Raw genomic sequence first — 26,354 nt, forward strand, 5'->3', positions numbered from 1 at the left:
GACCTCTCCCCATGGAGAGGTATTGGGCCAGCGCTCCATTCCCTCTCCTTGGGGAGAGGGAGGGGCCCGGCCCGCTTGGGCCGAGAGGGTGAGGGGGAGAGCGGCCCCGCCCTAAAGGATCACCGGCTCCGGCTCCAGGGCCACGCCGTAGGTGGCGCGGACGTCGTTCTGGATCTGCCGGGCCAGGTCGAGGATCTCGGCTCCGGTGGCGCCGCCTTGGTTGACCAGGACCAGCGCCTGCCGGTCATGCACCGCGGCGCGGCCGACCGCCCGCCCCTTCCAGCCGCAGCGGTCGATCAGCCAGCCGGCGGCCAGCTTCACCCTTCCATCCGGCTGCAGATAGCCGACGATGCCGGGGAAGGAGGCGGCCAGGCCGTCATACTGGGCGCCCGGCACGATCGGGTTCTTGAAGAAGCTGCCGGCGTTGCCGATCACTGCCGGGTCCGGCAGCTTCTGCCGCCGCACCGCGACCACCGCGTCGAAAATCTCCGCCGCCGTCGCATCCGTCCGGTCGCCGAACACCCGCGCCAGGTCGGGATAGGTCGTCACCGGCACCCAGGGCCGCGGCAGGCGCAGGGTGACAGACGTGACGATCCAGCGCTCCGGCTCGCGCTTGAACAGGCTGTCGCGATAGCTGAAGCGGCAGGCCGCCCGGTCGAGCGTGACGAAGCCGCCGGCCGCGGTGTCGAAGGCGCGCAGGCTCTCGAACCGCTCCTCCAGCTCCATCCCATAGGCGCCGATGTTCTGGATCGGCGCGGCGCCGACCGTGCCCGGGATCAGCGCCAGATTCTCCAGCCCCGGCTGGCCCTGGGCGATGGTCCAGGCCACCAGATCGTGCCAGACCTCGCCGGCCCCGGCCTCGACCAGCACCGCCTCGGCGCTCTCCCCCGCCAGGCGCCGGCCGGGGATCCGCATCAGCAGCGTCAGCCCGTCGAAATCGCCGGTCAGCACGACATTGCTGCCGCCGCCCAGCAGCCGGCGCGGCAGGTCGGCGAAGCGCGGATCCGCCAGCACCGCCGGCAGGTCGGCCTCGTCGCGGATCTCGACGGCGAAGCGGCTGCGCGCGGCGATGCCGAAGCTGTTGGCGGATTGCAGCGGGTGATCGGTCAGGATCTGGTACATGGGCACAGCTTTAGGGTGGGGGCCGCCTGCGGGCAATCGCCGAACCTCACACGATCTCGTCGATCAGCTTGGCGATCAGCGCCTGGATGAAGCTGTCGCGGCCCTCGGCGGTGCGGACGAAGGCGCCGATGCCGCCGATCACCTGCTGCCGGTAGTAGCCCTCGAGCCAGTCGTACTCGTCGAGGATCACCAGCGCGTTGACCGTCACATGGGCCGCCTCCGCCGCGTCGCGGGCCAGCGTGGGATCGATGCCGGCGTTGGAGAAGCCGTTCGAGACGATGTCGATGGTCTGGCGCGGGCCGTCGAAGCCGCTGCCCTTGAACAGCTCGAGCGCATCGAGTACGGCGCTGCCGATCGCGGTCGACCCGGTCTCCTGCCCCGCCGACACCGTCAGCACCGCCTCGGCGAAGGCGTCGGCATCGGCGGCGCTGGCGAGGCGGCGCCAGGGCAGCAGCAGCTTCAGGGTGTGCGGGCCGTCGAAGCGCGCCAGCGTCACCGCGATGCCGCCGCGCGGGCCGGCAGCGATCGCCGCCTTGACCTTGTCGTCGCGGAAGGCGGCGGCATGGCCGCGCAGCTGGAAGTCGAGCGCGCCGGTGGAAATGCTGGCCGAGGCGTCGACCAGCAGCACCAGCTCGAGATCAACCGGCTCTCCGGCCGGCGCAGACTTGGGCTCCGGCGATGGCTGCGGAGCCGGCTCCGGGGTCTGAGCCAGAAGCGGCCGGGCCAGCAGCGCGCCCGCCAGCCAGCCGGCGAAATGCCGCCGCCTCATGGCGCCAGCGTCGCCAGGAAATCGTCGGCGTCGCGCCAGAAGGCGCTTCGGATGTCGTCGCGTTCCATCAGGATCTCGTGCCGGGCGTCCGGATAGACGCTGACCCGGCACTGCGGCAGCAATCGGGCGACCCGCCGGGAGGCCGCGTTGTCGACCAGCCGTTCCTGCCCGGCCAGCAGCATCAGCACCGGCACCCGGATCGACGGCGCCTCGCGCGTGATCGCCGCGGAGGACCGGAAGGCCGCGGCCAGCCAGCCCCAGGTGATGCCCGAGACGCGGTAGTCCGGATGGTCGCGGAACCAGTTGGCCTGAATCCGGTTGCGCACCGGGTCGCTGGACAGGAGCCGCCGCGGATCGAGCAGGCGCTGTGCGTCGTAGCCGCCTTCGCCCGGCGCATAGCGGCGGCCACGGCCCAGGACAGCCGCCATCGGCGACAGCAGCCGCGCCGCCTGACGTGCATAGGACTGGGCGATCGGCATGACCATCGGCGCGGTCAGAATCGCGCCGGCCGCGAGGTCCGGCCGGGCCGCCAGCAGGCGCAGCGCCAAGTGCCCGCCCATGGAATGGCCGAGCAGGATCAGCGGCCCCTCCCCTGCCGGCCGCACCACCTGGTCGGCGATCAGCGCGGCGTCGCGCACCAGCGGATCGAAGCTGTCGTAATGGCCGGTCTCGTCGCCCGTGGGGGTACGGGACGACAGGCCCTGGCCGCGCCAGTCGAAGCCGAAGACGCGAAAACCGCGGGCGATCAGCTCGCCCGCGGTCTCGCGATACTTCTCGATGAACTCGCTGCGGCCGTTCAGGATCAGCACGGTGCCGCGCACCCGTCCCTCCGGCTCCGGCCACGCGCCCCAGCGCAGCCGCGCCCCATCCGGCATCGTCAGGACATCGGTGCGGGGCGCGGCGGCGAGATCCACTATTCGGCCTTGACCTCGGCCTTCAGCGCCGCCTGCGCCGCGGCCAGGCGGGCGATCGGCACCCGGTAGGGCGAGCAGGAGACGTAGTCGAGCCCGACCGATTCGCAGAAATGGATCGAGGCCGGGTCGCCGCCATGCTCGCCGCAGATGCCGAGCTTGATGCCCGGGCGGGTCTTGCGGCCGCGCTCCACCGCCAGCGACACCAGCTCGCCCACCCCGTCGCGGTCGAGGGTGACGAAGGGGTCCTGCTCCAGGATGCCGGCGCGGGTGTAGTCCGGCAGGAAGGTGCCGGCGTCGTCGCGGCTGATGCCGAAGGTGGTCTGGGTCAGGTCGTTGGTGCCGAAGGAGAAGAACTCCGCGGTCTCCGCCAGCTCATGCGCCCGCAGCGCGGCGCGCGGCAGCTCGATCATGGTGCCGATGAGGTAGTCGAGCTTGATCCCCTTCTCCTTTTCGACCGCCGCGGCCACCGCCACGATCGCGGCCTTGAGGATGTCGAGCTCCTTCTTCGAGAAGGCGAGCGGGATCATGATCTCCGGCGTCACCGTCTCGCCGGACGCGGTCTTGACCTCGGCCACCGCTTCGAAGATCGCCCGCGCCTGCATCTCGTAGATCTCCGGGAAGGAGATGCCGAGACGGCAGCCGCGATGGCCGAGCATCGGGTTGCTCTCGTGCAGCTGGGCGGTGCGGTGCCGCACCCGGCCGAGATCGACCCCGGCGATCCGGGCGACCTCTTCGAGATCCTCCTCGGTCCGCGGCAGGAATTCGTGCAGCGGCGGATCGAGCAGCCGGATGGTGACCGGCAGGCCCTTCATGATGGTGAACAGCTCGACGAAATCCTGCCTTTGCATCGGCAGGATCTCGGCCAGCGCCGCCTTCCGCGCCTCCACCGATTCGGCCACGATCATGCGGCGCACGGCGGTGATGCGGTCGGCCTCGAAGAACATGTGCTCGGTCCGGCACAGGCCGATGCCCTCGGCCCCGAACTTGCGCGCGGTGCGGGCGTCGAGCGGGGTCTCGGCATTGGTGCGGATCTTCATCCGCCGCACCTCGTCGGCCCAGCCCATCAGCTTGGCGAAGTCGCCGGACAGCTCGGGCTGCACCGTCGGCACCTCGCCCTTCATCACCTCGCCGGCGGCGCCGTCGATGGTGATGACGTCGCCGGCCTTGAGCGTGACCCCGCCGACCGAGACGGTCTTCGCCTTGGTGTCGATGCGCAGCTCGCCGGCGCCGGAGACGCAGGCCCGGCCCATGCCGCGGGCCACCACCGCCGCGTGGCTGGTCATGCCGCCGCGGGTGGTCAGGATGCCAGCGGCGGCGTGCATGCCGTGGATGTCCTCGGGGCTGGTCTCCTCGCGCACCAGGATCACCTTGTCGCCCATCTGGGCCAGGGTCTCGGCCTCGTCCGCGGTCAGCACGATCTTGCCCGAGGCCGCGCCGGGCGACGCCGGCAGGCCCTTGGCGATGACCTCGCGCTTCGCCTTCGGGTCCAGCGTCGGGTGCAGCAGCTGGTCGAGCGCCTGCGGCTCGACCCGGCGCACCGCCTCGCGCTGGTCGATCACGCCGGCCTCGGCCAGCTCGACCGCGATGCGCAATGCTGCGGCGGCGGTGCGCTTGCCGTTGCGGGTCTGCAGGATGTAGAGCCGGCCCTGCTGGACCGTGAACTCGATGTCCTGCATGTCGCGATAATGGCCTTCCAGCCGGTCGCGGATGTCGCAGAGCTGCCGGAAGGTCTCCGGCATCGTCTCCTCCATCGACGGCAGGTCGCTGCTCGCCTGCTCGCGCGACACCTTGGTCAGGTTCTGCGGCGTGCGGATGCCGGCGACCACGTCCTCGCCCTGGGCGTTGACCAGATACTCGCCGTAGAAGGCGTTCTCGCCGGTCGACGGGTTGCGAGTGAAGGCGACGCCGGTGGCGCAGTCGTCGCCCATATTGCCGAACACCATGGCCTGGACGGTCACCGCCGTGCCCCAGCTGGCCGGGATGTCGTGCAGGCGCCGGTAGGTGATCGCCCGCTGGTTCATCCAGGAGCCGAACACGGCGCCGACCGCGCCCCACAGCTGGTCCTTCGGGTCCTGCGGGAAGGGCTTGCCAAGATCGGTCTGGACCACACCCTTGTAGCGGTCGACCAGGGTCTTCAGGTCCGCGGCCGTCAGCTCGGTGTCGAGCGACACGCCGCGCTCGCGCTTGATGCCCTCGAGCTCGTCCTCGAAGCGATAATGCTCCACCCCCAGCACGACGTCGCCATACATCTGGATGAAGCGGCGGTAGCTGTCATAGGCGAAGCGCTCGTCGCCGGTGCGGGCGGCGAGGCCGCCGACGGTCTCGTCGTTCAGGCCGAGATTGAGCACCGTGTCCATCATGCCCGGCATCGAGGCGCGGGCGCCGGAGCGGACCGAGACCAGCAGCGGATTCGTCTTGTCGCCGAACTTGGCGCCGACGATCGTCTCGATCTGGCCGAGCGCGGCCTGGACCTGGCCGTCCAGCTCGTCCGGATAAGACCGGTTGTGGTCGTAGTAATGCGAACAGAGCTCGGTGGTGACGGTGAATCCGGGTGGCACCGGCAGCCCCAGAACGCTCATCTCGGCGAGATTGGCCCCCTTGCCGCCAAGCAGGTTGCGCATGTCGGCGCGGCCATCCGCCTTGCCGTTCCCGAAGCCGTAGACCCATTTGGTCATTTCGTTCGATTCTCCGCCTTGGCGTTCGTGGGAGACGTTGGTCCCGATCTTAGACCGGAAACGACGGAAGCGGTACGCCGGCTCCCGACCGGGCGATCGGGCAGGCGACGGTCAGACGGCCGCCTTCCAGAGCCCTTGCGGTCGGAATCATCGTACCTCCGCCTCGATCCAGCGCAGCGGGAACAACGGTTCGATCCCCGCGCGTGTTCCGTGTCTTGCAGCGCAGCGAGGCGACGAAGTCAAGCTGAGAAAAACCGCGGAATTCCTCAGAGTTTTATGGTTTTGCAATGCAACATGACCAATTCTGGAATTGCTAAGGACGATGACGGAAATCTGCGCGCATTCGATAAGCGGGCATATCTGATAAGGAGTGATCCGTGAACCCGGCGCCCGCATGCCGATGCCGTCGCCTCCATCGGAACATATGAACGAATCTGTCCCGAATGTCGGTTCGGCACAATTCATCCGATTGCCGTACCGCCATCGGCGTCGCGACCGAATGCCACGTCGTCGTGCATTGGGACACGGTTTCGACGCGACGATGGAACAGCAGTCGGGTTAGCATAAATGCGAACGCGACCGCTACCCCTCCACCTGCGAGAAGTCGGCGACCGCGTCCATCGAGCGCGCCAGGTCCTCCAGCAGAGCCAGGCGGTTGCGGCGCAGCGCCGCGTCCGGGTCGTTGACCAGCACCGCGTCGAAGAAGGCGTCGACCGCGGGCCGCCAGCCGGCCAGCATGGTCATCGCTCCGGCGAAATCGCCAGCGGCCAGCGCAGCCTTCAGCGGTTGCGCATCCGCCTCCAGCCGCTCGAACAGCGCCCGCTCCTCGGCCATGGCGAAGCGGCCGGGATCGACCTCGCCGAAGAACTTCAGTTCATCAGCCTCGACGCCTCCATCCTTCCTGCACTCGATACGGACGATGTTGCGTGCTCGCCGGTAGGCCGTAAGGAGATTCGAGCCATCTTCGCTGTCAAGGAAACCCTGTAGCGCCTCGATCCGGGCCAGCAATCTTAGGAGATCGTCCTCCTCAGCAAGGGCAAGCACCGCTTCAATTACATCGTGACGACAAGCCTTTGCGGCATCCGTATACCTTAACCGCCCCAAAATGAAATCCATCACCGGCTCATACGATTCGAATGTCATCGATAACTTTGATTCCATTGAGATCGCAGAGGTCGTCGGCATAGATTTTATCGAGATAGCGGAGATCATCGGCTTATTTTCAGAATCAGCTGCCTGATCCTTAGGCTGAAGGCTATCCGCAAACCTGAGAATCTCTCTCAAACCAAGCTTATATCTACCTTCAACGATTAACCTAATCACCCCCAGTGCGGCCCGACGCAGGGCATAGGGGTCGCGGCTGCCGGTCGGCTTCTCGTCGATGGCGAAGAAGCCGGCCAGGGTGTCGAGCTTGTCGGCCAGCGCCACGGCGACCGACACCGGCGCGGTCGGGCAGCGGTCGCCCGGCCCCACCGGCTTGTAATGGTCGGCGATCGCCTCGGCCACCGCCGGCGCCTCGCCCTGGGCCAAAGCATAGTAGCGGCCCATCAGACCCTGCAGCTCCGGGAACTCGCCGACCATCTCGGAGGTCAGGTCGGCCTTGGCCAGCCGCGCGGCACGGTCGGCCTCGGCCGGGTCGGCGCCGAGCTTGGGCGCCAGCCAGACGGCCAGCGCCGCCATGTGCTCGACCTTGTCCGCAACACTCCCCAGCCTGGCGTGGAAGGTAATAGACTTGAGATCCTTCACCCGGCCTTCCAGCGGGGTCTTGCGGTCCTGGTCCCAGAAGAACTTGGCGTCGGACAGGCGGGCGCGCAGCACCCGCTCGTTGCCATCGATCACCGTGGTGCCGCCGTCCCTGGTCTCGGTGTTGGCGACCACGGCGAAGCGCGGCGCCAGCGTGCCGTCCGCCCCTTCCAGGGCGAAGTAGCGCTGATGCGTGCGCATCGAGGTGACCAGCACCTCCTCCGGCACCGCCATGAAGGCGTCGTCGATGCGGCCGAGATGCGCCACCGGCCATTCGACCAGCCCCGCCACCTCTTCCAGCAGGCCCGGATCGTCGCGCAGCGTGAGGCCGGCGGCCTTGGCCTGGGCCTCGACCTGCTCGCGGATCAGCGCCTTCCGCTCCTCGCGGTCGAGCACGACATAGGCGTCGCGCAGCTTCGCCCGATAGTCGGCGAAGCCGCTGACCGTGATCCGGCCGGGCGCCAGGAAGCGATGACCGACCGTCGAGCCGACGGCCTCCTTCGCCCCCTCGCCCGAGCCGTCGATGTCCGGCTTGTGCAGGTCGTAGCGGAACGGCACCACCTTGCCGTCGAACAGCGCCAGCACATGGTGCAGCGGGCGCACCCAGCGCACCACCTGCTCCGCCGCGCGCATCGACTTCGGCCAGGGCAGGCCGAGGATCGCCTTGCGGATCACCTCCGGCAGCAGGTCCGCGGTCGGGCCGCCCGGGATGGTGAGGTTGGCGAACCAGATCTTGCCCTTGGGCGTGTCGCGCTGCTCGCACTGCTCCAGCGTCAGGCCGGTCGCCTTCAGGAAGCCGTCGATCGCTTGGCTCGGCGCGTCGACCTTCGGCCCCTTGCGCTCCTCGACCACGTCGGGGCGCACCGCCGGCAGGCCGTCGACCACCAGCGCCAGGCGCCGCGGCGTGACGAAGGCCTCGGCCCGGCCGAAGGCCAGCCCGGCCGCCTTCAACGCGTCGGTGACGAGGGATTTCAGGTCCTCCGCGGCCCGCGCCTGCATGCGGGCCGGGATCTCCTCGGAGAAGAGTTCGAGCAGGAATTCAGCCATGTCAGCCCCCCTCAGGCCGCGTCCAGCCAGAGTCGGCAGCAGGCCCGGGCGAGGTCGCGCACGCGGCCGATATAGGCGGCGCGCTCGACCACGGAGATCACGCCGCGGGCGTCGAGCAGATTGAAATTGTGGCCGGCCTTCAGGCACTGGTCATAGGCCGGCAGCGCCAGGCGGCGCTCCAGCAGCGCCTTGCACTCCTGCTCCGCATCCTTGAAGTGCTGCAGCAGGATGGCGGTGTCGGCATGCTCGAAATTATAGGCCGAGTATTCCCGCTCGGCCCGCAGGAACACCTCGCCATAGCGCTTGGCGCCCGGCGTCTGCGGGTCGTTGAACGGCAGGTCGTAGACGCTCTTCACGTTCAGCAGGTACATCGCCAGCCGCTCGAGCCCGTAGGTCAGCTCGACCGGGACCGGGTCGCATTCGATGCCGCCGACCTGCTGGAAATAGGTGTACTGGGTCACCTCCATGCCGTCGCACCAGACCTCCCAGCCGAGGCCCCAGGCGCCCAGCGTCGGGTTCTCCCAGTCGTCCTCGACGAAGCGGATGTCGTGCAGCGCCGGATTGATGCCGAGAGCGTAGAGGCTCTGCAGGTAGAGGTCCTGGGCGTCGGCCGGCGCCGGCTTCATCAGCACCTGGAACTGGTAGTAGTGCTGCAGCCGGTTCGGGTTCTCGCCGTAGCGCCCATCCTTCGGCCGGCGCGACGGCTGGACATAGGCGCAGTTCCAGACCCGGTCGGGACCGAGCGACCGCAGCGTCGTCGCCGGATGCGAGGTACCGGCGCCGACCTCCATGTCGTAAGGCTGCAGGATCAGGCATCCCTGGGCGGCCCAGAAATTCTGCAGCCGCAGGATGATCTCCTGGAAACTCTTCGGGGGTGGGGCGACCACTGGGAAGTCTCGGGGCGGCATGTCTCGGGCTGGCGCTGGAAGGAGGCGGCGCACCATAGGGCGCCGGGCGGGAGGCTTCAAGCAGCGGAGAGATCAGAACCGTCTGGGCCAGCGCTGGGCGCCGTGCAGCACGCGGATCACCTGCACAACCTCGCCGACGATGCGATAGGCGGCGATGCAGGGCGTCCGGTTGATTACCAGTTCACGGGTTCGCTTTATGCGGCCAGGCCGTCCGAGATACGGGTTGTCCCGAAGATGGTCTACCTGCCCGGTGATCTCGCCGTGCACCTTATAGGCCACCGCGACGGAGTTGTCGGCGGCTATGTAGCCGACGATCTCGGCGAGGTTCTGCTGCGCAGGCGGCAACCACTCAACCCGCACGCCGCTTCTTCTCAGCGGCGATGCGATCGATCAGGGCCCGGGTCTCCGCCACGACCTGCTCATGCGGAATCCACTTCGTGGCCGGATCGTCGGCCTCGCGCAGCCCCTGCTCCACCTCGGCACGGAACCAAGCGTCGTGCTCCAGCTTCTCCCGGTTCCGGTTCACATAGTCGCGCATGAAGTCGCGCAACAGGATGGATGCCGGGCGATCATTGGCTCTGGCGGCCCTGGCGAACTCTGCCTTCAGATCCTCGTCGACGCGGAAGGTGAAGTTGGTATCTGCCATCGAACGGGCTCCCTGCACGAACCGTGCAAGAATAGCGCACTGACAGAATCAGTGCAAACTCACCCCTCGCAGCGATGGCTGAGGCCGTCGGCGTGGTAGGCGCCGCAGCTCGGGCAGCGGACCAGGTCCTCGGTGCCCTTCTGCGCCTTGCGGGCGCGGTGCTGCTGCGACAGCGCATCGCGTCGCGCCGCCGTATCGCGGGCGACGCCGACGCGGCGGGCCATGCCCATCAGCCAGAGCACGCCGACCACCAGCACAATCGCGACGAGGATCTTGCTGAGCATCTATGTCCTTACATCCCGTAGCGGGACCAGAGCAGCCGATCCTCCACCGCGCCGACGGCGCTGTCCACAGCGGCGGCGGCCAGGCTGTCGGCCCGGGTCAGGCGGCGCAGCCAGCCGGTCGGCTGCTGCACCAGCTTCAGCCGTACCTTCGGCCCGAACTTGGCGCGCAGCACGGCATGGGCATGGCCGATGCCGTCGGCCAGGCCCAGCGCCCGCCCCTTGGCCCCGGTCCAGAACTCACCGCTGAACAGGGTGGCATCGTCCGCCGTCAGCCGCCCGCCGCGGCGGGCGCGGATATGGGCGATGAAGGCCGCGTGGATCTCGCGCTGCAGCTCCTCCAGCTTGGCCACGTCCTCCGACCGCTCGGGCTGGAACGGGTCGAGGATCGATTTGCGCGTGCCGGCGGTGTGCATCCGGCGTTCGACGCCGATGCGCGCGATCGCGTCCTGGAAGCCGAAGCCGGCCGAGATCACGCCGATCGAGCCGATGATCGAGCTGTCGTCGACCCAGATCTCGTCGCCGGCGCAGGCCAGCCAGTAGCCGCCCGAGGCGGCGACGTCCTCGACGAAGGCGTAGACCGGGACCTTCTTCTCCTCCGCCAGGTCGCGGATGCGGCGCGCGATCAGCGAGGACTGCACCGGCGATCCACCGGGAGAGTTCACCAGCAGCGCCACCGCGGCCAGGCGCTTGGGGCTGAAGGCGGCGGCGATCGGGCGGGCCAGCTTCTCCATCGACAGGCCCTGGGCCAGGAAGCCGCGCCCGCCCCCGATCACGCCGCGCAGCGGCAGAACGGTGACCAGCGGCCCGTCGCCGCGGCCGAGCAAGGGAAGTCGGGACAGAAGACCCATGGTTGCGCTCTCGATCGGTTGGTTGCCGCCACGATACCGGGCAGGATATGGCCCGCCAGGTCGCGATTTCAAAAGGTCCGGCGCTTCAGAGCACCAGCGGCGCCGCGTCGCGCAGCACCGCCTGCGCCGCCGGGGTGTAGCCGCCATCGGCCTCGTGCAGCACCAGCCCGGCGGCCAGCACCGCGGGCGACCGGCCGCCCCGCCGGGCCTGCACCAGCACCCGCCGCGCCGGCTCCCCGGCCCTCGGCCAGAGCGGGAACAGGGTCAGCGCGCCGAAGCCGGGCTGCAGCACGGCGCAGATCTCGTCGACCCGGTCGGCGCGGTGGACCAAGGTCAGCCAGCCGCGCGGCTTCAGCACCCGCGCCGCGGCGGCGACCCAGCCGGCGAGATCCAGCCCGGCCTCGACATTCGCCGCCGCCTTGACCGGGTGGGCGGAGGCCCGGCCGCGGCCGGGCGGCAGGAAGGGCGGGTTCATCATCACCCGGTCGAAGGGCGCGCCCGGTATCGGGTCCGCGACGCTGCCCTCGACGGTCGCGGCGCGGCCGGCCAGCCCGTTCAGCTCGAGATTCTGGCGCGCCAGCGCCGCCAGGCCGGGATCGCGCTCGACCCCGGTGACCGACACCTCCGGACAGCGCGCGGCGAGGCAGAGCAGCGCCGCGCCGACGCCGCAGCCGAGATCGGCCACCCGCTCGCCGGGCACCGCCGGCACCGCGGCGGCCAGCAGCACCGGATCGATCGCGGCGCGGTAGCCGTCCCGCGGCTGCAGCAGGCGGACCCGCCCGCCGAGCAGCCGGTCCTCGCCGGCCGCCGGTCTCACCCCCTCAGGCATCCGGCAGGCTTTCCCCCGCGGATTGAAGGACATAGCGCGCCCTGGCCCAATCATCGACCGCCACCATCAGGCGGCGCGGCAAGATGCCCAGGCTTCCTTCCAGCACGGATGTGTGCATATCAAGAATGACGCTTTCGATCCGGGCATCGGTCAGCAGCGCCGTCAGGAAGGACAGCCGGACCGGGTCATTGGTTCGCAGAAGCTCTTTCACGGGGCCCATTTCTCGTTTATGCAGCGCACACAAGGGTCATGGTGACACAATCCGGTCCGGATCGCTGCCCCGCTGCAGGCCGGTGCCGGAGATCGGAATGTGGATGTTGAGGAGCCGGGCTTGACCGCCAGTCTTGGAGCGACGAGAGCCGAGTCCCTGCCGCCGGAGCCGACCACCGATTCCGGCGCGCTCGACCGCCTGACGACCCTCGTCGCCGAGGATCTGGAGGCGGTGAACGCCCTGATCCTGGAGCGGATGCAGAGCTCGGTCGAGCTGATCCCGCAGTTGGCCGGCTACCTCATCGCCTCGGGCGGCAAGCGCATCCGTCCGGTCCTGACCCTCGCCTCGGCCCGGCTGTGCGGCCATCGCGGCCAGCGCCATGTCGGCCTGGCCGCCGCCGTCGAGTTCATCCACACCGCCACCCTGCTGCATGACGACGTGGTCGACGAGAGCGACCTGCGCCGCGGCCAGGCCTCGGCCAATGTCGTGTTCGGCAACCAGGCCAGCGTGCTGGTCGGCGACTTCCTGTTCTCCCGCGCCTTCCAGGTGATGGTCGAGGACGGGTCGGTCGACACGCTGCGCATCCTGGCCAACGCCTCGGCGGTGATCGCCGAGGGCGAGGTGCTGCAGCTGTCGGCGGCGCACGACACCGTGACCAGCCGCGACACCTATCTGCGGATCATCCGCGCCAAGACGGCGGAGCTGTTCGCCGCGGCCTGCGAGATCGGCGCCGTGGTGGCCGACCGCAGCCCGGCCGAATGCGCCGCCATGCGCAGCTTCGGCACCGAGCTGGGAATCGCCTTCCAGATCGTCGACGACGTGCTGGACTACTCCGCCCGCCAGGCCCGCCTGGGCAAGACCATCGGCGACGATTTCCGCGAGGGCAAGATCACCCTGCCGGTGATCCTGGCCATGGAGCGCGGCGGCGAGGAGGAGCGCGCCTTCTGGCGGCGGACGCTGGAGGAAGGCGAGCAGGCCGAGCAGAAGGATCTCGACCACGCGGTGGCCCTGCTGCAGCGCCACGGCGCGCTGGCCGACAGCATGGCGGCCGCGCGGTCCCATGCCGAGAACGCCCTGCGCGCCATTCGCCTGCTGCCCGCCTCGCCGATGCGCACCGCGCTGGAGGACGTGGTCGAGTTCGTGGTCGAGCGAGATTTCTGACGGAACTGCGACACAGGCCTTGCGGCCCCCCGCCAGTCTCGCTATAAGCCCAACCGCCGGTGCAACGGAGTGTAGCTCAGCCTGGTAGAGCGCTACGTTCGGGACGTAGAAGCCGGAGGTTCGAATCCTCTCACTCCGACCATTTCCAACCGGTTCGACGGCGCCCTCCCGAGGCGCCGTTTCTCTTTCTGCCTCCTGCCCCGGAGATAAAAGAGGCCGGCCCGGTTGCGGTGCGGGCCGGCCCTGAAGTGGAGCAATGGAGTCAGTCCGGCGAAGCCTTCGCCGGCCACCCCGACCGGGTCGAGGTGGTAAGTCGGACTATCTTTGATCCGACAAGGTCCCGACACCCCCATATGGGAGGGCCGCATCGGAATTCCGCGACGCGAAATTACCCGGTTCACGAGCGATTCACGGCAGGCGCCCGGTTGTCAGTCGTGGTGGAACACCTCCGACATCATCGCCCACCACTCCCCCTCCTCCCGGGTCTCGAACGGCTCCTGGCAGGGTGAGCACAGCGCCCACCACTCCCGGGTCTTCGGGTCGGCCGCCATCCGCGCCATGTCGGCGGCGAAATCCACGCCGTGATACTCCCAGGTGGCGAACAGGATGTTCTCCGGCTGCTTCAGGAAGATCGTGTAGTTGCGGATATGGCAGGCGCTGATCGTCGCCAGCACCTCCGGCCACACGGCCTGATGCAGCCGCAGATACTCCGCCACCGCTTCCGGCTTCAGCCCTATGCACATGCCCATGCGCTGCATCGCTCTCTCCCTGGCCCATCCTCAGCGCCGGCCTCGCCACGCGACCCGGTCCTGCCGCGCCGCCTCGGCCACCCTGCCGGCGGCGTCGCGCAGCCAGGCCGGCTTGCGCGCCTCGAGATCCTCGGCGACGGCACGAGCGCGCGAGCGGCGGGCGGAGTGCAGGTTGGCCAGCTCCGCCCCCATCGCCGTCAGCAGGCGGCGCATCAGGCCGGGATCGGCCAGCGCCGGAAAATCGAGCTTGCGGCTGTTCGGCGCCAGCCGGCGGACGAGGATGCCCTTACGCGGCTTCAGCCAGGGGTCGGCGACGCGGAACTTGCCGAAGGCGATCTCGGCGAAGCGCATCTTGCGGTCGCCCCCCTGGACCAGGGACCACGCCGAGGGCAGCAGCGGCTTGGCCTCGCGCGCCACCGGGCCGCCATGCCAGTCGGCCATGCCGACCCAGCGCGGCCGGCCCAGGCTGCCGAGCCCCGCCACGCGCTGGGCGGTGGCCATGGTCAGATCCGAATCAGGCATGGCCGCGGCCAGGACGTCGCGATAGCCGCGCGGCGGCGAGGCGCGCGGCAGCTGTTCCAGCGCCGACCAGAACCGCTCGCGTTCCTCGTCGCTGGCCAGCACCAGGTCGCGCAGCCAGAGATGCCGGCGCTCCAGCACGAAGGCGGCCGGTGCCCGCAGGCCTTCGACATAGCCACCGAGGATGGCGGCGCAGATCTCGTCGGGCGAGACCGAACGGTCGCGGCCGCGCGCCAGCACGGCGCTGGCGGCAAGGCGGACGAGGTCGAGCGCATAGGGCGTCTCCGCCGCCTCGTCGAAGTCGTTCACCCCCCAGACCAGGCGACCGTCGGCGTCACGCCACAGCCCGAAATTGCCGATATGGGCGTCGCCCACAGCGACCACGCGCGGCGTCTCCATCAGGCCGGGGCACAGCTCATGCGCGGTTTCGGTCCAGCGAAAGCAGGTGGCGCGCAGGAAGAGGAAGTCGCTCTCCTCCATCCGGCGATGCTTGCGGTCGAGGTCGGCCTGGACGAGCTGTCGGCCGAGCTGCTCCTCGAGCCAGACCTCGTAGCGCTTGACCGACGCGGTGATCGACCCCATGCGGCCCCCGGCTTTGCCCGGCCGACATCATAGTCGGCCGCGGCCCGCCGTCCACCGGGACGCGCGCGTCAGAGACCGGTTGGAAATGCGCTGGCGAGAGTCGGCTGGCGGCGGTTTCGAGAACCGGCGCGCAGCGGACGTTTGAGTCCGTGAGCACCGGAAGCGCAGAAACCGCCGTCAGACGGCCGCGCCAGTAGCGTTTCCGACCGGTCTCTCAGCGTGGCAGGGTCTCGACCGCCTCCACCACCAGCGGGTTCAGCGCCGCGTTCTTCGCCGCCACCTGGGCACGGATCTGGTCCTTCATCCGCGGCTCCCAGAAATCCTTGATGTGCTTGCGCACGCCGGCCACCGCCTCCTCCTTGGGGTAGGAAGCGAAGAAGCTGGCGATCTGGTTCGCCATGCGGGTGATCTTGTCGGAGCTGCCGCTCATGCTTCGACCTTGGCTGGAAGCAGGGAAGAGAAATCGGTGTAGGCGGTCATGCCGTCGCCGCGGGCGAAGGCGATCAGGGTGACGCCGGCCGCCTTCGCCGTATCGATGGCCAGCGTCGTCGGCGCCGAGATCGCGACCAGGATCGGAATCCCCGCCGCAGCCGTCTTCTGCACCATCTCGAAGCTGCAGCGGCTGGTGATGACGCAAAAGCCCTGCCCCGCATCGATGTCCGCGCCGGCCAGGGCGCCGACCAGCTTGTCGAGCGCGTTGTGCCGGCCGACATCCTCGCGCACCAGCCGGATCCGGCCCTCGCGGTCGGCCCAGGCCGCGGCATGGACCGCGCCGGTGCGGCTGCGGATGTCCTGCAGCCCGTCGAGGTCGCGCAGCGCCCGGCGTACCGCCGCCCGCTCGACCTCGATCGGCTTCGGCGCGCGGCGCTTGCGGCCGTGCAGGGTGTCGAGGTCGCTGGTGCCACAGATGCCGCAGCCGGTGCGGCCGGTAATGTTGCGCACCTTCTGCAGCATCTGCGAGAACTGCGCGCCGCGCAGCGCCATGCGCACCTCGACGCCGCGCTCCTCGTCGGCCACGACCTCCTCGACCGTCAGGTCGGACGGCGCCTCGGCCAGGCCTTCGGTCAGGCTGAAGCCGAGAGCGAAATCCTCGAGATCGGCCGGCGACGCCATCATCACGGCATAGGACAGGCCGTTATAGACCAGCGCCACCGGTACCTCGGCCGCGACCACCTCCTCCACCGGCTCGGCCCGGTCGTCCCGGGTCAGCCGCCGGGCCGGCAGGCGCAGGTCGGTCGGAGGCAGGGCCATGGTTACTCAGCCGCCTCCTGCGGGCGCTCGATCCGGATCGTCTTCTCGCGCAGCTCGCGATAGGCGACCTGCCAGTCGGACAGGTGGTTGACCCGTCGCACCTGCACCGCCGTCACCTTGTATTCCGGGCAGTTCGTGGCCCAGTCGGAATAGTCGGTGGTAACCACGTTGGCGCCGGTCTCGGCATGGTGGAAGGTGGTGTAGACGACGCCCGGCTGCATCCGGTCGGAGATCTTCGCCCGCAGGCTGGTCTCGCCCGACCGGCTGGCCAGCGCCACCCAGTCGCCGTCGCGGATGCCGCGGTTCTCGGCGTCGGACGGATGGATCTCCAGCACGTCCTCGGCATGCCAGGCGATGTTGTCGGTGCGCCTTGTCTGGGCGCCGACATTGTACTGGCTGAGGATGCGGCCGGTGGTCAGCACCAGCGGGAAGCGCGGCCCCGTGCGCTCCTCGGTCGGCACGAACTCGGTGATCATGAACCGGCCCTTGCCACGGACGAAGCGGTCGATATGCATGATCGGGGTGCCTTCCGGCGCCGCGTCGTTGCACGGCCACTGCACCGAGCCGAGCTCGTCCAGCCGTTGGTACGAGACGTTCTTGAAGGTCGGGGTGGTGCGGGCGATCTCGTCCATGATCTCGCTGGGATGGGTGTAGCCCATCTTGTAGCCCAGCGCCTCGGACAGCAGCATCGTCACCTCCCAGTCGGCATAGCCGGCCTTGGGCGGGGTGACGCGCCGGACGCGGCTGATCCGCCGCTCGGCGTTGGTGAAGGTGCCGTCCTTCTCCAGGAAGGAGGAGCCGGGCAGGAACACATGGGCGTAGCTGGCGGTCTCGTTCAGGAACAGGTCCTGGACGATGACGCATTCCATCGCCGCCAGCCCGGCCGTGACGTGCTTCACGTCCGGATCGGACTGGGCGATGTCCTCGCCCTGCACATACAGGCCCTTGAACCCGCCATCGACCGCGGCGTCGAGCATGTTGGGGATACGCAGCCCCGGCTCGGCCGACAGCGCGGCGCCCCACATTTCCTCATACAGCTGCCGGACCTCGTCGCCGGAGACATGGCGATAGCCCGGGAACTCGTGCGGGAAGGACCCCATGTCGCAGGAGCCCTGGACGTTGTTCTGGCCGCGCAGCGGGTTCACGCCGACGCCGCGCCGGCCGATATTGCCGGTCAGCATCGCCAGGTTGGCCATGCCCATGACCATGGTCGAGCCCTGGCTGTGCTCGGTGACGCCGAGGCCGTAATAGATCGCGGCCCGGCCGCCGGTGGCGTAGAGCCGCGCCGCCGCCCGCAGCTCGGCCGCCGGCACGCCGGTGAGCTCCTCCACCGCCTCCGGCGAGTGGCGCGGATCGGCGATGAACTCGGCCCAGCGCGAGAACTCGGCGATGTCGCAGCGCTCGCGGACATAGTCCTCCGCCACCAGCCCCTCGGTCACGATCACATGCGCCAGCGCATTGACGACCGCGACATTGGTGCCGGGCTTCAGCGGCAGGTGGTGGTCGGCCTTGATGTGGGCCGACTTCACCAGGTCGATGCGGCGCGGATCGACCACGATCAGCCGGGCGCCCTCGCGCAGCCGGCGCTTCATCCGGCTGGCGAAGACCGGATGGGCATCGGTCGGGTTGGCACCGATCACCACGATCACGTCGCTCTCGTCGACGCTGTCGAAATCCTGGGTGCCGGCCGAGGTGCCGAAGGTCTGGCCCAGCCCGTAGCCGGTCGGCGAGTGGCAGACCCGGGCGCAGGTGTCGACGTTGTTGTTGCCGAAGCCGGCGCGGATCATCTTCTGGACGAGGTAGGTCTCCTCGTTGGTGCAGCGCGACGAGGTGATGCCGCCGATCGAATCGCGGCCGTAGGTGGCCTGGATCCGCTTCAGCTCGGAGGCGGCATAGGCGATCGCCTCCTCCCACGACACTTCGCGCCACGGATCGGTGATCTGCTTCCGGATCATCGGCTTGGTGATCCGGTCCTTGTGGGTGGCGTAGCCCCAGGCGAAGCGGCCCTTGACGCAGCTGTGGCCGTGATTGGCCTTGCCGTCCTTGTACGGCGTCATCCGCACCACCTCGGTGCCCTGCATCTCGGCCTTGAAGGCACAGCCGACGCCGCAATAGGCGCAGGTGGTCACCACCGAATGCTCCGGCTGCCCGGCCTCGATGATGCTGTTCTCCATCAGCGTCGCGGTCGGGCAGGCCTGGACGCAGGCGCCGCAGGAGACGCACTCGCTCTCCTTGAAGCCGTCATCCTGGCCGGCCGAGACGAAGGAGCCGAAGCCGCGGCCGTCGATGGTCAGGGCGAAGGTGCCCTGAACCTCCTCGCAGGCCCGGACGCAGCGCGAGCAGACGATGCATTTGGTCGGGTCGAAGGTGAAATAAGGGTTGGAGGTGTCCTTCTCGCCGACCAGGTGGTTGGCGCCGTCATAGCCGTAGCGCACCTCGCGCAAGCCGACGACGCCGGCCATGTCCTGGAGCTCGCAATCGCCGTTGGCGGCGCAGGTCAGGCAGTCCAGCGGGTGGTCGGAGATGTAGAGCTCCATGACGTTCCGGCGCAGCTTGGCCAGCTTCGGCGACTGCGTCCGGACCTTCATCCCGGGCTCGACCGGCGTGGTGCAGGAGGCCGGCGTGCCGCGCCGCCCCTCGATCTCGACGACGCAGAGCCGGCAGGAGCCGAAGGGCTCCAGGCTGTCGGTCGCGCACAGCTTCGGGATCGCGGTCTCGATCTCTGCCGCCGCGCGCATCACCGAGGTGCCAGCGGGCACGGTCACGGCCTCGCCGTCGATCTCCAGCGTCACCATGTTGGGCGAGATCCGCGCCGGGGTCCCGAAATCCTGTTCCGTCACGAGAGCCATCGGATGGCCTCCTTACTCGGCCGCTTGCGCCGGGGCGGGCGCGCGGTCGAAATCATCGGGGAAATGGGTCAGGGCGCTGAGCACCGGATAGGGGGTGAGGCCGCCGAGGGCGCAGAGCGACCCGTCCAGCATGGTCTCGCAGAGGTCTTCGATCAGCGTCAGGTTGCGGCCGAGCTCGCGCCCGCCGGTGTCCCGGTTGGCGATGATCTTGTCGATCGTCTCGGCACCGCGGGTCGAGCCGATACGGCAGGGCGTGCACTTGCCGCAGCTCTCGATGGCGCAGAACTCCATGGCGAAGCGGGCCTGGACGGCGAGGTCGACGCTGTCGTCGAACACCACGACGCCGCCATGGCCGAGCATGCCCTTCTTCGCCGCCATCGACTCGTAGTCGAGCGGGGTGTCGAGCAGGCTGTCCGGGAAGTAGGCGCCGAGCGGGCCGCCGACCTGGACCGCGCGGAACGGCCGGCCGCTGGCGGTGCCGCCGCCGAAGCCCTCGATCAGCTCGCGCAGGGTCAGGCCGAAGGCGACCTCGATCAGCCCGCCGCGCTTGACGTTGCCGGCCAGCTGCAGCGGCTGGGTGCCGCGCGACCGGCCGGTGCCGTAATCGGCGTAGAAGGCGGCGCCCTTGTCGAGGATGATCGGCACCGAGGTCAGCGACAGCACGTTGTTGATCACCGTCGGCTTGCCGAACAGGCCCTTCAGCGCCGGCAGCGGCGGCTTCGGCCGGACCATGCCGCGCTTGCCCTCCAGGCTCTCCAGCAGCGAGGTCTCCTCGCCGCAGATATAGGCGCCGGCGCCGACCCGGACCTCGAGGTCGAAGCGCTTGCCGCTATCGAGCACGCTGGGGCCGAGCACGCGGCGCTGATAGGCGATGTCGATCGCCGCGTTCATCGCCGCCACCGCTGCTGGATATTCCGAGCGGATGTAGATGAAGCCCTTGGTGGCGCCGGTGGCGATGCCGGCGATGATCATGCCCTCGACCAGCAGGAAGGGGTCGCCTTCCATGATCATGCGGTCGGCGAAGGTGCCGCTGTCGCCCTCATCGGCGTTGCAGACGATGTATTTCCGGTCGGCCTGGGCCTGCAGCACGGTGCGCCACTTGATGCCGGTCGGGAAGCCGGCGCCGCCGCGGCCGCGCAGGCCGGAGGCCGTGACCATCTCGACGATCGCCGCCGGCTCCATCGCCAGGGCGGCGCGCAGGCCCTTCAGCCCGTCATGCGCCTCGTAATCGTCCAGCGACAGCGGGTCGGTGATGCCGCAGCGGGCGAAGGTCAGGCGCTGCTGCTTGGCGAGGTAGGGGATCTCCTCCGGCCGGCCGTGCCGCAGCGCATGGTCGCCGCCCTCGGCGAAGCCGGCGGCGAACAGGCCGGGCACGTCCTCGGCCGCGACCGGGCCGTAGCCGATGCGGCCGGCCGGCGTCTCGACCTCGACGAAGGGCTCCAGCCAGAGCAGGCCGCGCGAGCCGTTGCGGACCAGCTGCAGCTCGATGCCGCGGGCGGCGGCTTCGGCCTGGATCGCCCGGGCGACGTCATCGGCGCCGACCGAGACGGCGGCGGCATCGCGGGGAACGAAGACCTTCATCGCCCGGCCTCCCCCCAGCCTTCCATCTTGTCGACGATGCGGTCGAGGCGCTTGGCGTCGATCCGCCCGACCAGCTCGCCATCCGCCATCGCCGCCGGGGCGCAGGCGCAGTTGCCGAGGCAATAGACCGGCTCGACCGTGATCCGGCCGTCCGCCGTGGTCTCGTGCAGGCCGATGTCGAGCCGCCGCCGCAGATGCTCGGCCAGGTCGCGCGCGCCCATCGACTGGCAGGCCTCGGCCTGGCACAGCTTCAGCACGTGGCGGCCCGCGGGCTCGGCCCGGAAATCATGGTAGAAGGTGGCGACCCCGTGCACCTCGGCGCGGGACAGGTTCAGCGCGTCGGCCAGCAGCGGCACCGCCTCGCGCGGCACATGGCCGAAGACCGATTGCAGGTCGTGCAGGATGGGCAACAAGGGCCCTTCGGTCGCACCATGCGATGCGATCACGTCTCGCGCCACCTCGGCGTCCCAGCCCCGGTGCTCGGGCATCCGTCCCACTCCCTTATCGGGTTCGTTGGACCGGGCGGCCCTTGGCTGCCACCCGAATAATTTAGGATGGGCGGGGGCGTATACCAGATTCAAATACAAAGCCCGGATGAATTGATAACCGTTGTTTATCAAGAAGCCGGGTCAAGCGGCGTGGCCTGCAGCTCGGCGTCGAGATCCAGGTCGCGGGCGGTGTCGAACAGGCCGCGGGCCAAAGGCGAGGGCGGATCACGATCGGCCATCACCAGACCCATGGTGCGGGTCGCCGCCGGTTCGATCAGGCGCAGGGCGCGGGTGCCGGCGGGCACCCCGAACAGGTGCAAGAGCGCCCGCGGCATGACGCTGGACCAGGGCCCGGAGCGGACATGCGAACACAGGTTGATGATGCTGTCGGTCTCCACCGCCGCCCGCGGCGAGCGGCCGACCGAACGGAAGATGCCGTCGATGATCCGCCGGTTCTGCATGGTCGGGGTCAAGAGGCACAGCGGCAGCTCCGCCGCCTCGACCCAGCGGATGGTGCGGCGCGATGCCGCCGCCTGCTCCGCCGGCATCAGCAGGATGTAGTCCTCCTGGTACAGCGGCAGGCTGCGGACATGGCGCAGCGGCTCGTTGTCGAGATAGGTGACGCCGACATCGATCTCGAAATTCTCCAGCCCGGCCTCGATCTGGATCGAGGTCTGCGACAGCACCGAGACCGTGACCATCGGATGGGCCTGGGCGAAAGGCCCGGTGATCTGCGACACGATCGGCAGGGCCGAGGGCACCACGCCGATCCGCAGCTTGCCGGCCAGGCCCTGCTGCAGCATCGCCAGCTCCTGCGCCAGGCCGTCGCGGTCGGCCAGGATCTTCTTGGCCCAGTCGAGCACCAAGGCGCCTTCGCGGGTGAAGCCCTGGAAGCGGTGGCCGCGCTCGACGATCGGCACCTGCAGCTCCTCCTCCAGCTGGCGCAGGGCGGTCGACAGCGCCGGCTGTGACACGCGGCAGGCCTCGGCCGCACGGGCGAAATGCTTCTCGCGGGCGAGCGCGACGAGGTATTCGAGCTGGCGGATGACCATCGGGCCTCCGAATGCGACTTGATAACGCATGGTTATCGGACGCCTCTGCCCCGGCCGCAACAGCGGAGCGCGGAGCGGGTCAGCCCGGCGCCCTTTCGATTGGTCCTCCGTGATGCGGCCGTTAAGCTGCCGCCCTCCGCATTCGAGACCGCGATCCCGTGACGACGACAGCCCTGGGCAGCGACCGCCTGCTCGACCATCCCTCCTTTCTGGTGTTCTGGGGCGCGCGGGTGCTGTCCGCCATCGGCTTCCAGATGTCGGCTGTCGCCATCGGCTGGCTGGCCTACGCCCTGACCGGCAGCGCCTACACGCTGGGCCTGGTCGGGCTGTTCCAGTTCCTGCCGATGGTGGTGCTGACGCTGCTGGTCGGCCATGTCGCCGACCGCTACGACCGCCGCCGGATCGTCCAGATCTGCCTGTTCGTCGAGGGCGCGACGCTGGTGGTGCTGGCGCTCGGCGTCCTGGACGGCTGGCTGACCGTGCCCGGCATCTTCGCCGCCGTGCTGGTGCTGGGCGCGGCCCGCGCCTTCGAGCAGCCGACCATGGCGGCGCTGCTGCCGGCGGTGGTGCCGGCCGGCATCCTGCCCCGCGCGCTCGCCGTCTCCTCCTCCGCGATGCAGACGGCGACGATCGTCGGCCCGTCGGTCGGCGGGCTGCTCTACGCCGTCGGCACCACCGTCCCCTTCGCCGTCGCCGCCGCCAGCTTCCTCGGCGCCGGCGGGCTGATGCTGCTGATGCGGCTGGAACGGCCGCCGCCGCGGCGCGAGCCGGCGACGCTGCGCTCGGTGTTCTCCGGCATCGCCTTCATCCGCAGCCAGCCGATGATCCTCGGCGCCATCTCGCTCGACATGTTCGCCGTGCTGCTGGGCGGGGCCACGGCGCTGCTGCCGATCTATGCCCATGACATCCTGCAGACCGGCCCCTGGGGCCTGGGCCTGCTGCGCGCCGCCCCCGCCGTCGGGGCGCTGATCATGTCGGCGGTGCTGACCCGGGTGCCGCTGCGCCGCGCCGTCGGCCACAAGATGTTCGCCGCGGTGATCGTGTTCGGCGCCGCCACCGTGGTCTTCGCCGCCTCCACCAGCCTTGCCGTGTCGCTGGTGGCGCTGGCCGTGCTCGGCGCCGCCGACAATGTCAGCGTGGTGATCCGCAGCTCGCTGGTCCAGCTGCTGACGCCGGACGGGATGCGCGGCCGGGTCAGCGCCGTGAACTCGCTGTTCATCGGCACCTCGAACCAGCTCGGCGAGTTCGAATCCGGCATGGCCGCCGGGCTGCTCGGCGCCGTGCCGGCCGGCATCCTCGGCGGCGTCGGCACCGTCGTGGTCGCGCTGCTGTGGATGCGGCTGTTCCCTGCCCTGCGCAAGGCGCAGACCCTGTCAGGCTGACGAATGATGACCCATCCCGCACCGACCGGCGTCGCCGAGCTGATCGAATGGCTGTCGGGCGACGAATGCCACGACGCCGTGGATGCCGCGATGCTGGCCGGGCTCGGCCGGCGGCTGCGCGCGCTCGGCCTGCCGCTCGACCGGCTGAGCCTGCATCTGCGGACGCTGCATCCGCAGATCCTGGCCCGCACCTTGGCCTGGACCGAGGGCGAACCGGTGGAGCTGCGCGACCGTGAGAACTCGATCGAACGCCTGCCCTTCTTCGCCAACAACCCGATCCGGCGGGCCACCGAGGGACGGGCGTGGCTGAGCCTGGCGACGCCGGAGGAGATGGCCGGGCTGGAGGAGCTGGACTTCTTCCAGGGCCGCGGCCTGGCGGTGGCGGAGGTGGTGCCGCTGGTCATGGGCCAGGGCCCGGCCAGCGCGGCCGTCTTCGCCACGCGGCAACCGGACGGCTTCGGGCCGGAGGGCCGCGCGCTGCTGCAGCGCATCGCCCCGGCCCTGCGCGGCGCCTGCGAGATCCGCGTGCTGCGGCTGGCCGAGGCGACGCTGCTCGACACCTATGTCGGCCCGATCACCGGCCGGCGCATCCTGGAAGGGCATATCCGGCGCGGCGACGTCGAGACGCTGAAGGCGGCGCTGCTGCTGTGCGACCTGCGCGACTTCACCGTGCTGTCGAACCGGCTGCCGCCGGAGCAGATGCTGGACCGGCTCAACCTCTATTTCGACCAGCTGGTGCCGCCGATCGCCGCTGCCGGCGGCGAGGTGCTGAAGTTCATGGGCGACGCCGTGCTGGCGTTCTTCCACCACCAGGACGGGCCTGCGGCCAGCTGCGCCGCGGCCTTCGAGGCGGCCCGCCAGGCCCTGGCCAGCATCCACTCCGTCTCCCAGGCCGGGACGCCGCTCGCCGCCGGCGTGGCGCTGCATCATGGCGAGGTCGCCTACGGCAACATCGGCTCCGGCGGGCGGCTGGACTTCACCGTGATCGGCCGCGACGTCAACCTGGTCAGCCGGATCCAGACCGCCTGCGCCACAACCGGCCAGCCGCTGCTGATGTCACAGCACTTCGCGGCGCTGCTGGACCGGCCCGGCAGCCGCAGCATCGGCCCGCATCCGCTGAAGGGCTTCGCCGAGCCGCTGGAGCTGTTCGCCTGGAGTCCCGAATAGGCCTCAGGTGAAGGCGTCGGGCATGCTGTCCTTCTTGCGGCGCATGAAGTCCTGCAGCGACTCGTCGATCGCGGGGTCGATCGCCGGCGCCTCATACTCCTCCAGCATCCGCTTCCAGATCCTGTTGGCGCGCTGCGAGGCGTCCTGCCGGCCCTCGGCCTCCCACTGCTCGTAGGAGTTGTTGTCGGCGACGGTCGAGCGGTAGAAGGCGGTCTCGAAGTTGCGCTGGGTGTGGTCGCAGCCGAGATAGTGGCTGCCCGGGCCGACCTGGCGGATCGCGTCCATCGCCTGGCCGTTCTCGCTGAGGTCGATGCCCTCGGCCATCACCTGCATCATGCCGAGCTGGTCGGTGTCGAGGATGAACTTCTCATAGGAGCTGACCAGGCCGCCTTCGAGCCAGCCGGCGGCGTGCAGCACGAAGTTCACGCCGCCCAGCATGGTCGGCAGCAGGGTGTTCGCGCTCTCGAACGCCGCCTGCGCGTCCGGGGCCTTGGAGCCGCAGAGCGATCCGCCGGAGCGGAACGGCACGCCGAGGCGCCGGGCCAGGGCGGCGGCGCCGTACAGCACCAGCGCCGGCTCCGGCGTGCCGAAGGTCGGTGCGCCCGACTGCATCGAGATCGAGCTGGCGAAGGAGCCGAACACCACCGGCGCGCCGGGGCGGCACAGCTGCGCCGTGGCCATGCCGGCCAGGCTCTCGGCCAGGGTCTGGGTCAGCACGCCGGCGCTGGTCACCGGCGCCATGGCGCCCGCCAGGATGAAGGGGGTGACGATCACCGCCTGGTTGGCGCGGGCATAGGTCTTCAAGGCGCCGAGCATGGTGCCGTCCCACACCATCGGCGAATTGGCGTTGATCAGGCTGATCAGCACGCAGTTCTGGTCGACGAACTGCTCGCCGAACACCAGCCGCGCCATGGCGACCGTGTCCTCCGCCCGCTCCGGCGCCGTGACCGAGCCCATGAAGGGTTTGTCGGAGTATTTGATGTGGGAATAGACCATGTCGAGATGCCGCTTGTTCACCGGCAGGTCGACGGGCTCGCACACGGTGCCGCCGGAATGGTGCATGGCCGGCGTCATGTAGGCGAGCTTCACGAAGTTGCGGAAATCCTCGATCCGGGCGTAGCGGCGGCCCTCGTCGAGGGTGCGGATGAAGGGCGGGCCGTAGACCGGGGCGAAGACGGTGTTGCCGCCGCCGATCTGCACCGTGCGCTCCGGGTTCCGCGCATGCTGGGTGAATTCGCGCGGCGCGGTCGCCTGCACCAGTTGCCGGCACAGGCCGCGCGGGAAGCGGATGCGGGTGCCCTTGACGTCGGCACCGGCCGCCTTCCACAGCTCCAGCGTCTCCTCGTCGTCGCGGAACTCGAGGCCGATCTCCTCCAGCACCGTGTCGGCGTTGTGCTCGATCAGCTCCAGCCCGTCGGTCTTCAGCACCTCGTAGAGCGGGATCTTGCGCGAGATGTATTTCAGCTGCTGCAGCCCACCGCCGCGGCGCAGGGCCCGCCGGGCCTCGGCGCCGCCGCGGCCCCGCCCGCCCGCCCCGCCCCCCCGGCGCCGGGGGGGGGGGCGCCGCGCGGGGGGGG

At 69.7% G+C, this 26,354-nt stretch carries 24 protein-coding genes and 1 tRNA gene; 4 read left to right on the plus strand and 21 right to left on the minus strand.

The window, feature by feature from the left end; translation table 11 throughout:
• Nucleotides 1-111 precede the first annotated feature (111 nt).
• The 12 genes from murB to AAHM41_RS24600 all read right to left on the minus strand — a co-directional run bounded on the left by murB (nt 112) and on the right by AAHM41_RS24600 (nt 11,996).
• Complete coding sequence (murB, locus tag AAHM41_RS24545) at nt 112-1,122, minus strand: UDP-N-acetylmuramate dehydrogenase (protein ID WP_342239222.1); 1,011 nt, start codon at nt 1,120-1,122, stop codon at nt 112-114.
• A gap of 46 nt (nt 1,123-1,168) precedes the next feature.
• Nucleotides 1,169-1,891, minus strand: coding sequence for a DUF1194 domain-containing protein (locus AAHM41_RS24550; RefSeq protein ID WP_342239223.1), 723 nt, complete (start codon nt 1,889-1,891; stop codon nt 1,169-1,171).
• Complete coding sequence (locus AAHM41_RS24555) at nt 1,888-2,805, minus strand: alpha/beta hydrolase (RefSeq protein WP_342239224.1); 918 nt, start codon at nt 2,803-2,805, stop codon at nt 1,888-1,890. Before AAHM41_RS24555 ends, AAHM41_RS24550 begins: the two co-directional genes overlap by 4 nt.
• Entirely contained in the window at nt 2,805-5,480 is a 2,676-nt protein-coding gene (gene ppdK / locus AAHM41_RS24560) for a pyruvate, phosphate dikinase (RefSeq protein WP_342239225.1), read from the minus strand. The genes AAHM41_RS24555 and ppdK overlap by 1 nt, the downstream gene beginning before the upstream one ends.
• A 582-nt stretch (nt 5,481-6,062) precedes the next feature.
• A complete protein-coding gene (glyS, locus tag AAHM41_RS24565) occupies nt 6,063-8,270 on the minus strand; it encodes a glycine--tRNA ligase subunit beta (protein ID WP_342239226.1) in 2,208 nt (735 codons plus the stop codon).
• Between the two features lie 11 nt (nt 8,271-8,281).
• Complete coding sequence (locus AAHM41_RS24570) at nt 8,282-9,157, minus strand: glycine--tRNA ligase subunit alpha (protein ID WP_446719486.1); 876 nt, start codon at nt 9,155-9,157, stop codon at nt 8,282-8,284.
• Nucleotides 9,158-9,250: 93 nt separating this feature from the next.
• The gene (locus AAHM41_RS24575) at nt 9,251-9,538 is read right to left on the minus strand and encodes a type II toxin-antitoxin system RelE/ParE family toxin (protein WP_342239228.1); all 288 of its coding nucleotides are present in this window, start codon (nt 9,536-9,538) and stop codon (nt 9,251-9,253) included.
• Nucleotides 9,528-9,824, minus strand: coding sequence for a CopG family ribbon-helix-helix protein (locus AAHM41_RS24580; protein WP_342239229.1), 297 nt, complete (start codon nt 9,822-9,824; stop codon nt 9,528-9,530). Before AAHM41_RS24580 ends, AAHM41_RS24575 begins: the two co-directional genes overlap by 11 nt.
• 59 nt (nt 9,825-9,883) lie before the next feature.
• Nucleotides 9,884-10,108: a hypothetical protein gene (locus tag AAHM41_RS24585; protein WP_342239230.1), complete on the minus strand. Its 225-nt coding sequence runs from the start codon at nt 10,106-10,108 to the stop codon at nt 9,884-9,886.
• A gap of 8 nt (nt 10,109-10,116) precedes the next feature.
• Entirely contained in the window at nt 10,117-10,956 is an 840-nt protein-coding gene (locus tag AAHM41_RS24590; protein WP_342239231.1) for a S49 family peptidase, read from the minus strand.
• A gap of 85 nt (nt 10,957-11,041) precedes the next feature.
• Nucleotides 11,042-11,773 (minus strand): tRNA1(Val) (adenine(37)-N6)-methyltransferase, encoded by a 732-nt coding sequence (locus tag AAHM41_RS24595; RefSeq protein ID WP_342239232.1) that lies wholly within the window; start codon nt 11,771-11,773, stop codon nt 11,042-11,044.
• 4 nt (nt 11,774-11,777) lie between these two features.
• Nucleotides 11,778-11,996, minus strand: a complete 219-nt coding sequence (locus AAHM41_RS24600; RefSeq protein ID WP_342239233.1) for a putative signal transducing protein — start codon at nt 11,994-11,996, stop codon at nt 11,778-11,780.
• Between the two features lie 156 nt (nt 11,997-12,152).
• Between AAHM41_RS24600 and AAHM41_RS24605 the strand changes: the two genes are divergently transcribed.
• A complete protein-coding gene (locus tag AAHM41_RS24605) occupies nt 12,153-13,157 on the plus strand; it encodes a polyprenyl synthetase family protein (RefSeq protein WP_342239245.1) in 1,005 nt (334 codons plus the stop codon).
• Between the two features lie 65 nt (nt 13,158-13,222).
• Nucleotides 13,223-13,299: transfer RNA gene (locus AAHM41_RS24610), tRNA-Pro, on the plus strand.
• A 286-nt stretch (nt 13,300-13,585) separates the two neighbouring features.
• Here the strand turns inward: AAHM41_RS24610 and AAHM41_RS24615 are convergent.
• From AAHM41_RS24615 to AAHM41_RS24650, 8 genes are all read right to left on the minus strand, one after another.
• Complete coding sequence (locus AAHM41_RS24615) at nt 13,586-13,915, minus strand: L-rhamnose mutarotase (RefSeq protein WP_342239234.1); 330 nt, start codon at nt 13,913-13,915, stop codon at nt 13,586-13,588.
• 21 nt (nt 13,916-13,936) lie between these two features.
• On the minus strand, nt 13,937-15,007 hold the full coding sequence (locus tag AAHM41_RS24620) for a DUF2252 family protein (protein ID WP_342239235.1): 1,071 nt from the start codon (nt 15,005-15,007) through the stop codon (nt 13,937-13,939).
• 214 nt (nt 15,008-15,221) lie between these two features.
• Entirely contained in the window at nt 15,222-15,437 is a 216-nt protein-coding gene (locus AAHM41_RS24625; RefSeq protein WP_342239236.1) for a formate dehydrogenase subunit delta, read from the minus strand.
• Nucleotides 15,434-16,258 carry a formate dehydrogenase accessory sulfurtransferase FdhD gene (gene fdhD / locus AAHM41_RS24630; RefSeq protein WP_342239237.1) on the minus strand — a complete coding sequence of 275 codons (825 nt, stop codon included), beginning with the start codon at nt 16,256-16,258 and terminating at the stop codon, nt 15,434-15,436. Before fdhD ends, AAHM41_RS24625 begins: the two co-directional genes overlap by 4 nt.
• 2 nt (nt 16,259-16,260) lie before the next feature.
• Nucleotides 16,261-19,107, minus strand: a complete 2,847-nt coding sequence (gene fdhF, locus AAHM41_RS24635; RefSeq protein ID WP_342239238.1) for a formate dehydrogenase subunit alpha — start codon at nt 19,105-19,107, stop codon at nt 16,261-16,263.
• 12 nt (nt 19,108-19,119) lie between these two features.
• Nucleotides 19,120-20,688, minus strand: coding sequence for a formate dehydrogenase beta subunit (locus tag AAHM41_RS24640; protein ID WP_342239239.1), 1,569 nt, complete (start codon nt 20,686-20,688; stop codon nt 19,120-19,122).
• On the minus strand, nt 20,685-21,176 hold the full coding sequence (locus AAHM41_RS24645) for a formate dehydrogenase subunit gamma (protein ID WP_342239240.1): 492 nt from the start codon (nt 21,174-21,176) through the stop codon (nt 20,685-20,687). The genes AAHM41_RS24640 and AAHM41_RS24645 overlap by 4 nt, the downstream gene beginning before the upstream one ends.
• Nucleotides 21,177-21,304: 128 nt before the next feature.
• Entirely contained in the window at nt 21,305-22,228 is a 924-nt protein-coding gene (locus AAHM41_RS24650) for a LysR family transcriptional regulator (RefSeq protein ID WP_342239241.1), read from the minus strand.
• A 158-nt stretch (nt 22,229-22,386) separates the two neighbouring features.
• On the opposite strand from AAHM41_RS24650, the gene AAHM41_RS24655 reads away from it, so the two are divergent.
• Complete coding sequence (locus AAHM41_RS24655; RefSeq protein WP_342239242.1) at nt 22,387-23,610, plus strand: MFS transporter; 1,224 nt, start codon at nt 22,387-22,389, stop codon at nt 23,608-23,610.
• Between the two features lie 3 nt (nt 23,611-23,613).
• Nucleotides 23,614-24,777, plus strand: coding sequence for an adenylate/guanylate cyclase domain-containing protein (locus tag AAHM41_RS24660; RefSeq protein WP_342239243.1), 1,164 nt, complete (start codon nt 23,614-23,616; stop codon nt 24,775-24,777).
• Nucleotides 24,778-24,780: 3 nt separating this feature from the next.
• On the opposite strand, the gene AAHM41_RS24665 is transcribed toward AAHM41_RS24660, so the two are convergent.
• Nucleotides 24,781-26,354 (minus strand): trimethylamine methyltransferase family protein (locus AAHM41_RS24665; RefSeq protein ID WP_342239244.1); only part of this gene is annotated, 1,574 nt, incomplete at its 5' end.

This window comes from Inquilinus sp. OTU3971 (assembly GCF_038440215.1).

Excerpts from the sequence above, each read along its gene's own strand:
- murB (WP_342239222.1), bottom strand. The coding sequence starts at position 1,122 with ATGTACCAGATCCTGACCGATCACCCGCTGCAATCCGCCAACAGCTTC.
- AAHM41_RS24550 (WP_342239223.1), bottom strand. The coding sequence starts at position 1,891 with ATGAGGCGGCGGCATTTCGCCGGCTGGCTGGCGGGCGCGCTGCTGGCC.
- ppdK (WP_342239225.1), bottom strand. The coding sequence starts at position 5,480 with ATGACCAAATGGGTCTACGGCTTCGGGAACGGCAAGGCGGATGGCCGC.
- glyS (WP_342239226.1), bottom strand. The coding sequence starts at position 8,270 with ATGGCTGAATTCCTGCTCGAACTCTTCTCCGAGGAGATCCCGGCCCGC.
- AAHM41_RS24580 (WP_342239229.1), bottom strand. The coding sequence starts at position 9,824 with ATGGCAGATACCAACTTCACCTTCCGCGTCGACGAGGATCTGAAGGCA.
- AAHM41_RS24585 (WP_342239230.1), bottom strand. The coding sequence starts at position 10,108 with ATGCTCAGCAAGATCCTCGTCGCGATTGTGCTGGTGGTCGGCGTGCTC.
- AAHM41_RS24590 (WP_342239231.1), bottom strand. The coding sequence starts at position 10,956 with ATGGGTCTTCTGTCCCGACTTCCCTTGCTCGGCCGCGGCGACGGGCCG.
- AAHM41_RS24615 (WP_342239234.1), bottom strand. The coding sequence starts at position 13,915 with ATGCAGCGCATGGGCATGTGCATAGGGCTGAAGCCGGAAGCGGTGGCG.
- AAHM41_RS24620 (WP_342239235.1), bottom strand. The coding sequence starts at position 15,007 with ATGGGGTCGATCACCGCGTCGGTCAAGCGCTACGAGGTCTGGCTCGAG.
- AAHM41_RS24625 (WP_342239236.1), bottom strand. The coding sequence starts at position 15,437 with ATGAGCGGCAGCTCCGACAAGATCACCCGCATGGCGAACCAGATCGCC.
- fdhD (WP_342239237.1), bottom strand. The coding sequence starts at position 16,258 with ATGGCCCTGCCTCCGACCGACCTGCGCCTGCCGGCCCGGCGGCTGACC.
- fdhF (WP_342239238.1), bottom strand. The coding sequence starts at position 19,107 with ATGGCTCTCGTGACGGAACAGGATTTCGGGACCCCGGCGCGGATCTCG.
- AAHM41_RS24640 (WP_342239239.1), bottom strand. The coding sequence starts at position 20,688 with ATGAAGGTCTTCGTTCCCCGCGATGCCGCCGCCGTCTCGGTCGGCGCC.
- AAHM41_RS24645 (WP_342239240.1), bottom strand. The coding sequence starts at position 21,176 with ATGCCCGAGCACCGGGGCTGGGACGCCGAGGTGGCGCGAGACGTGATC.
- AAHM41_RS24650 (WP_342239241.1), bottom strand. The coding sequence starts at position 22,228 with ATGGTCATCCGCCAGCTCGAATACCTCGTCGCGCTCGCCCGCGAGAAG.
- AAHM41_RS24660 (WP_342239243.1), top strand. The coding sequence starts at position 23,614 with ATGATGACCCATCCCGCACCGACCGGCGTCGCCGAGCTGATCGAATGG.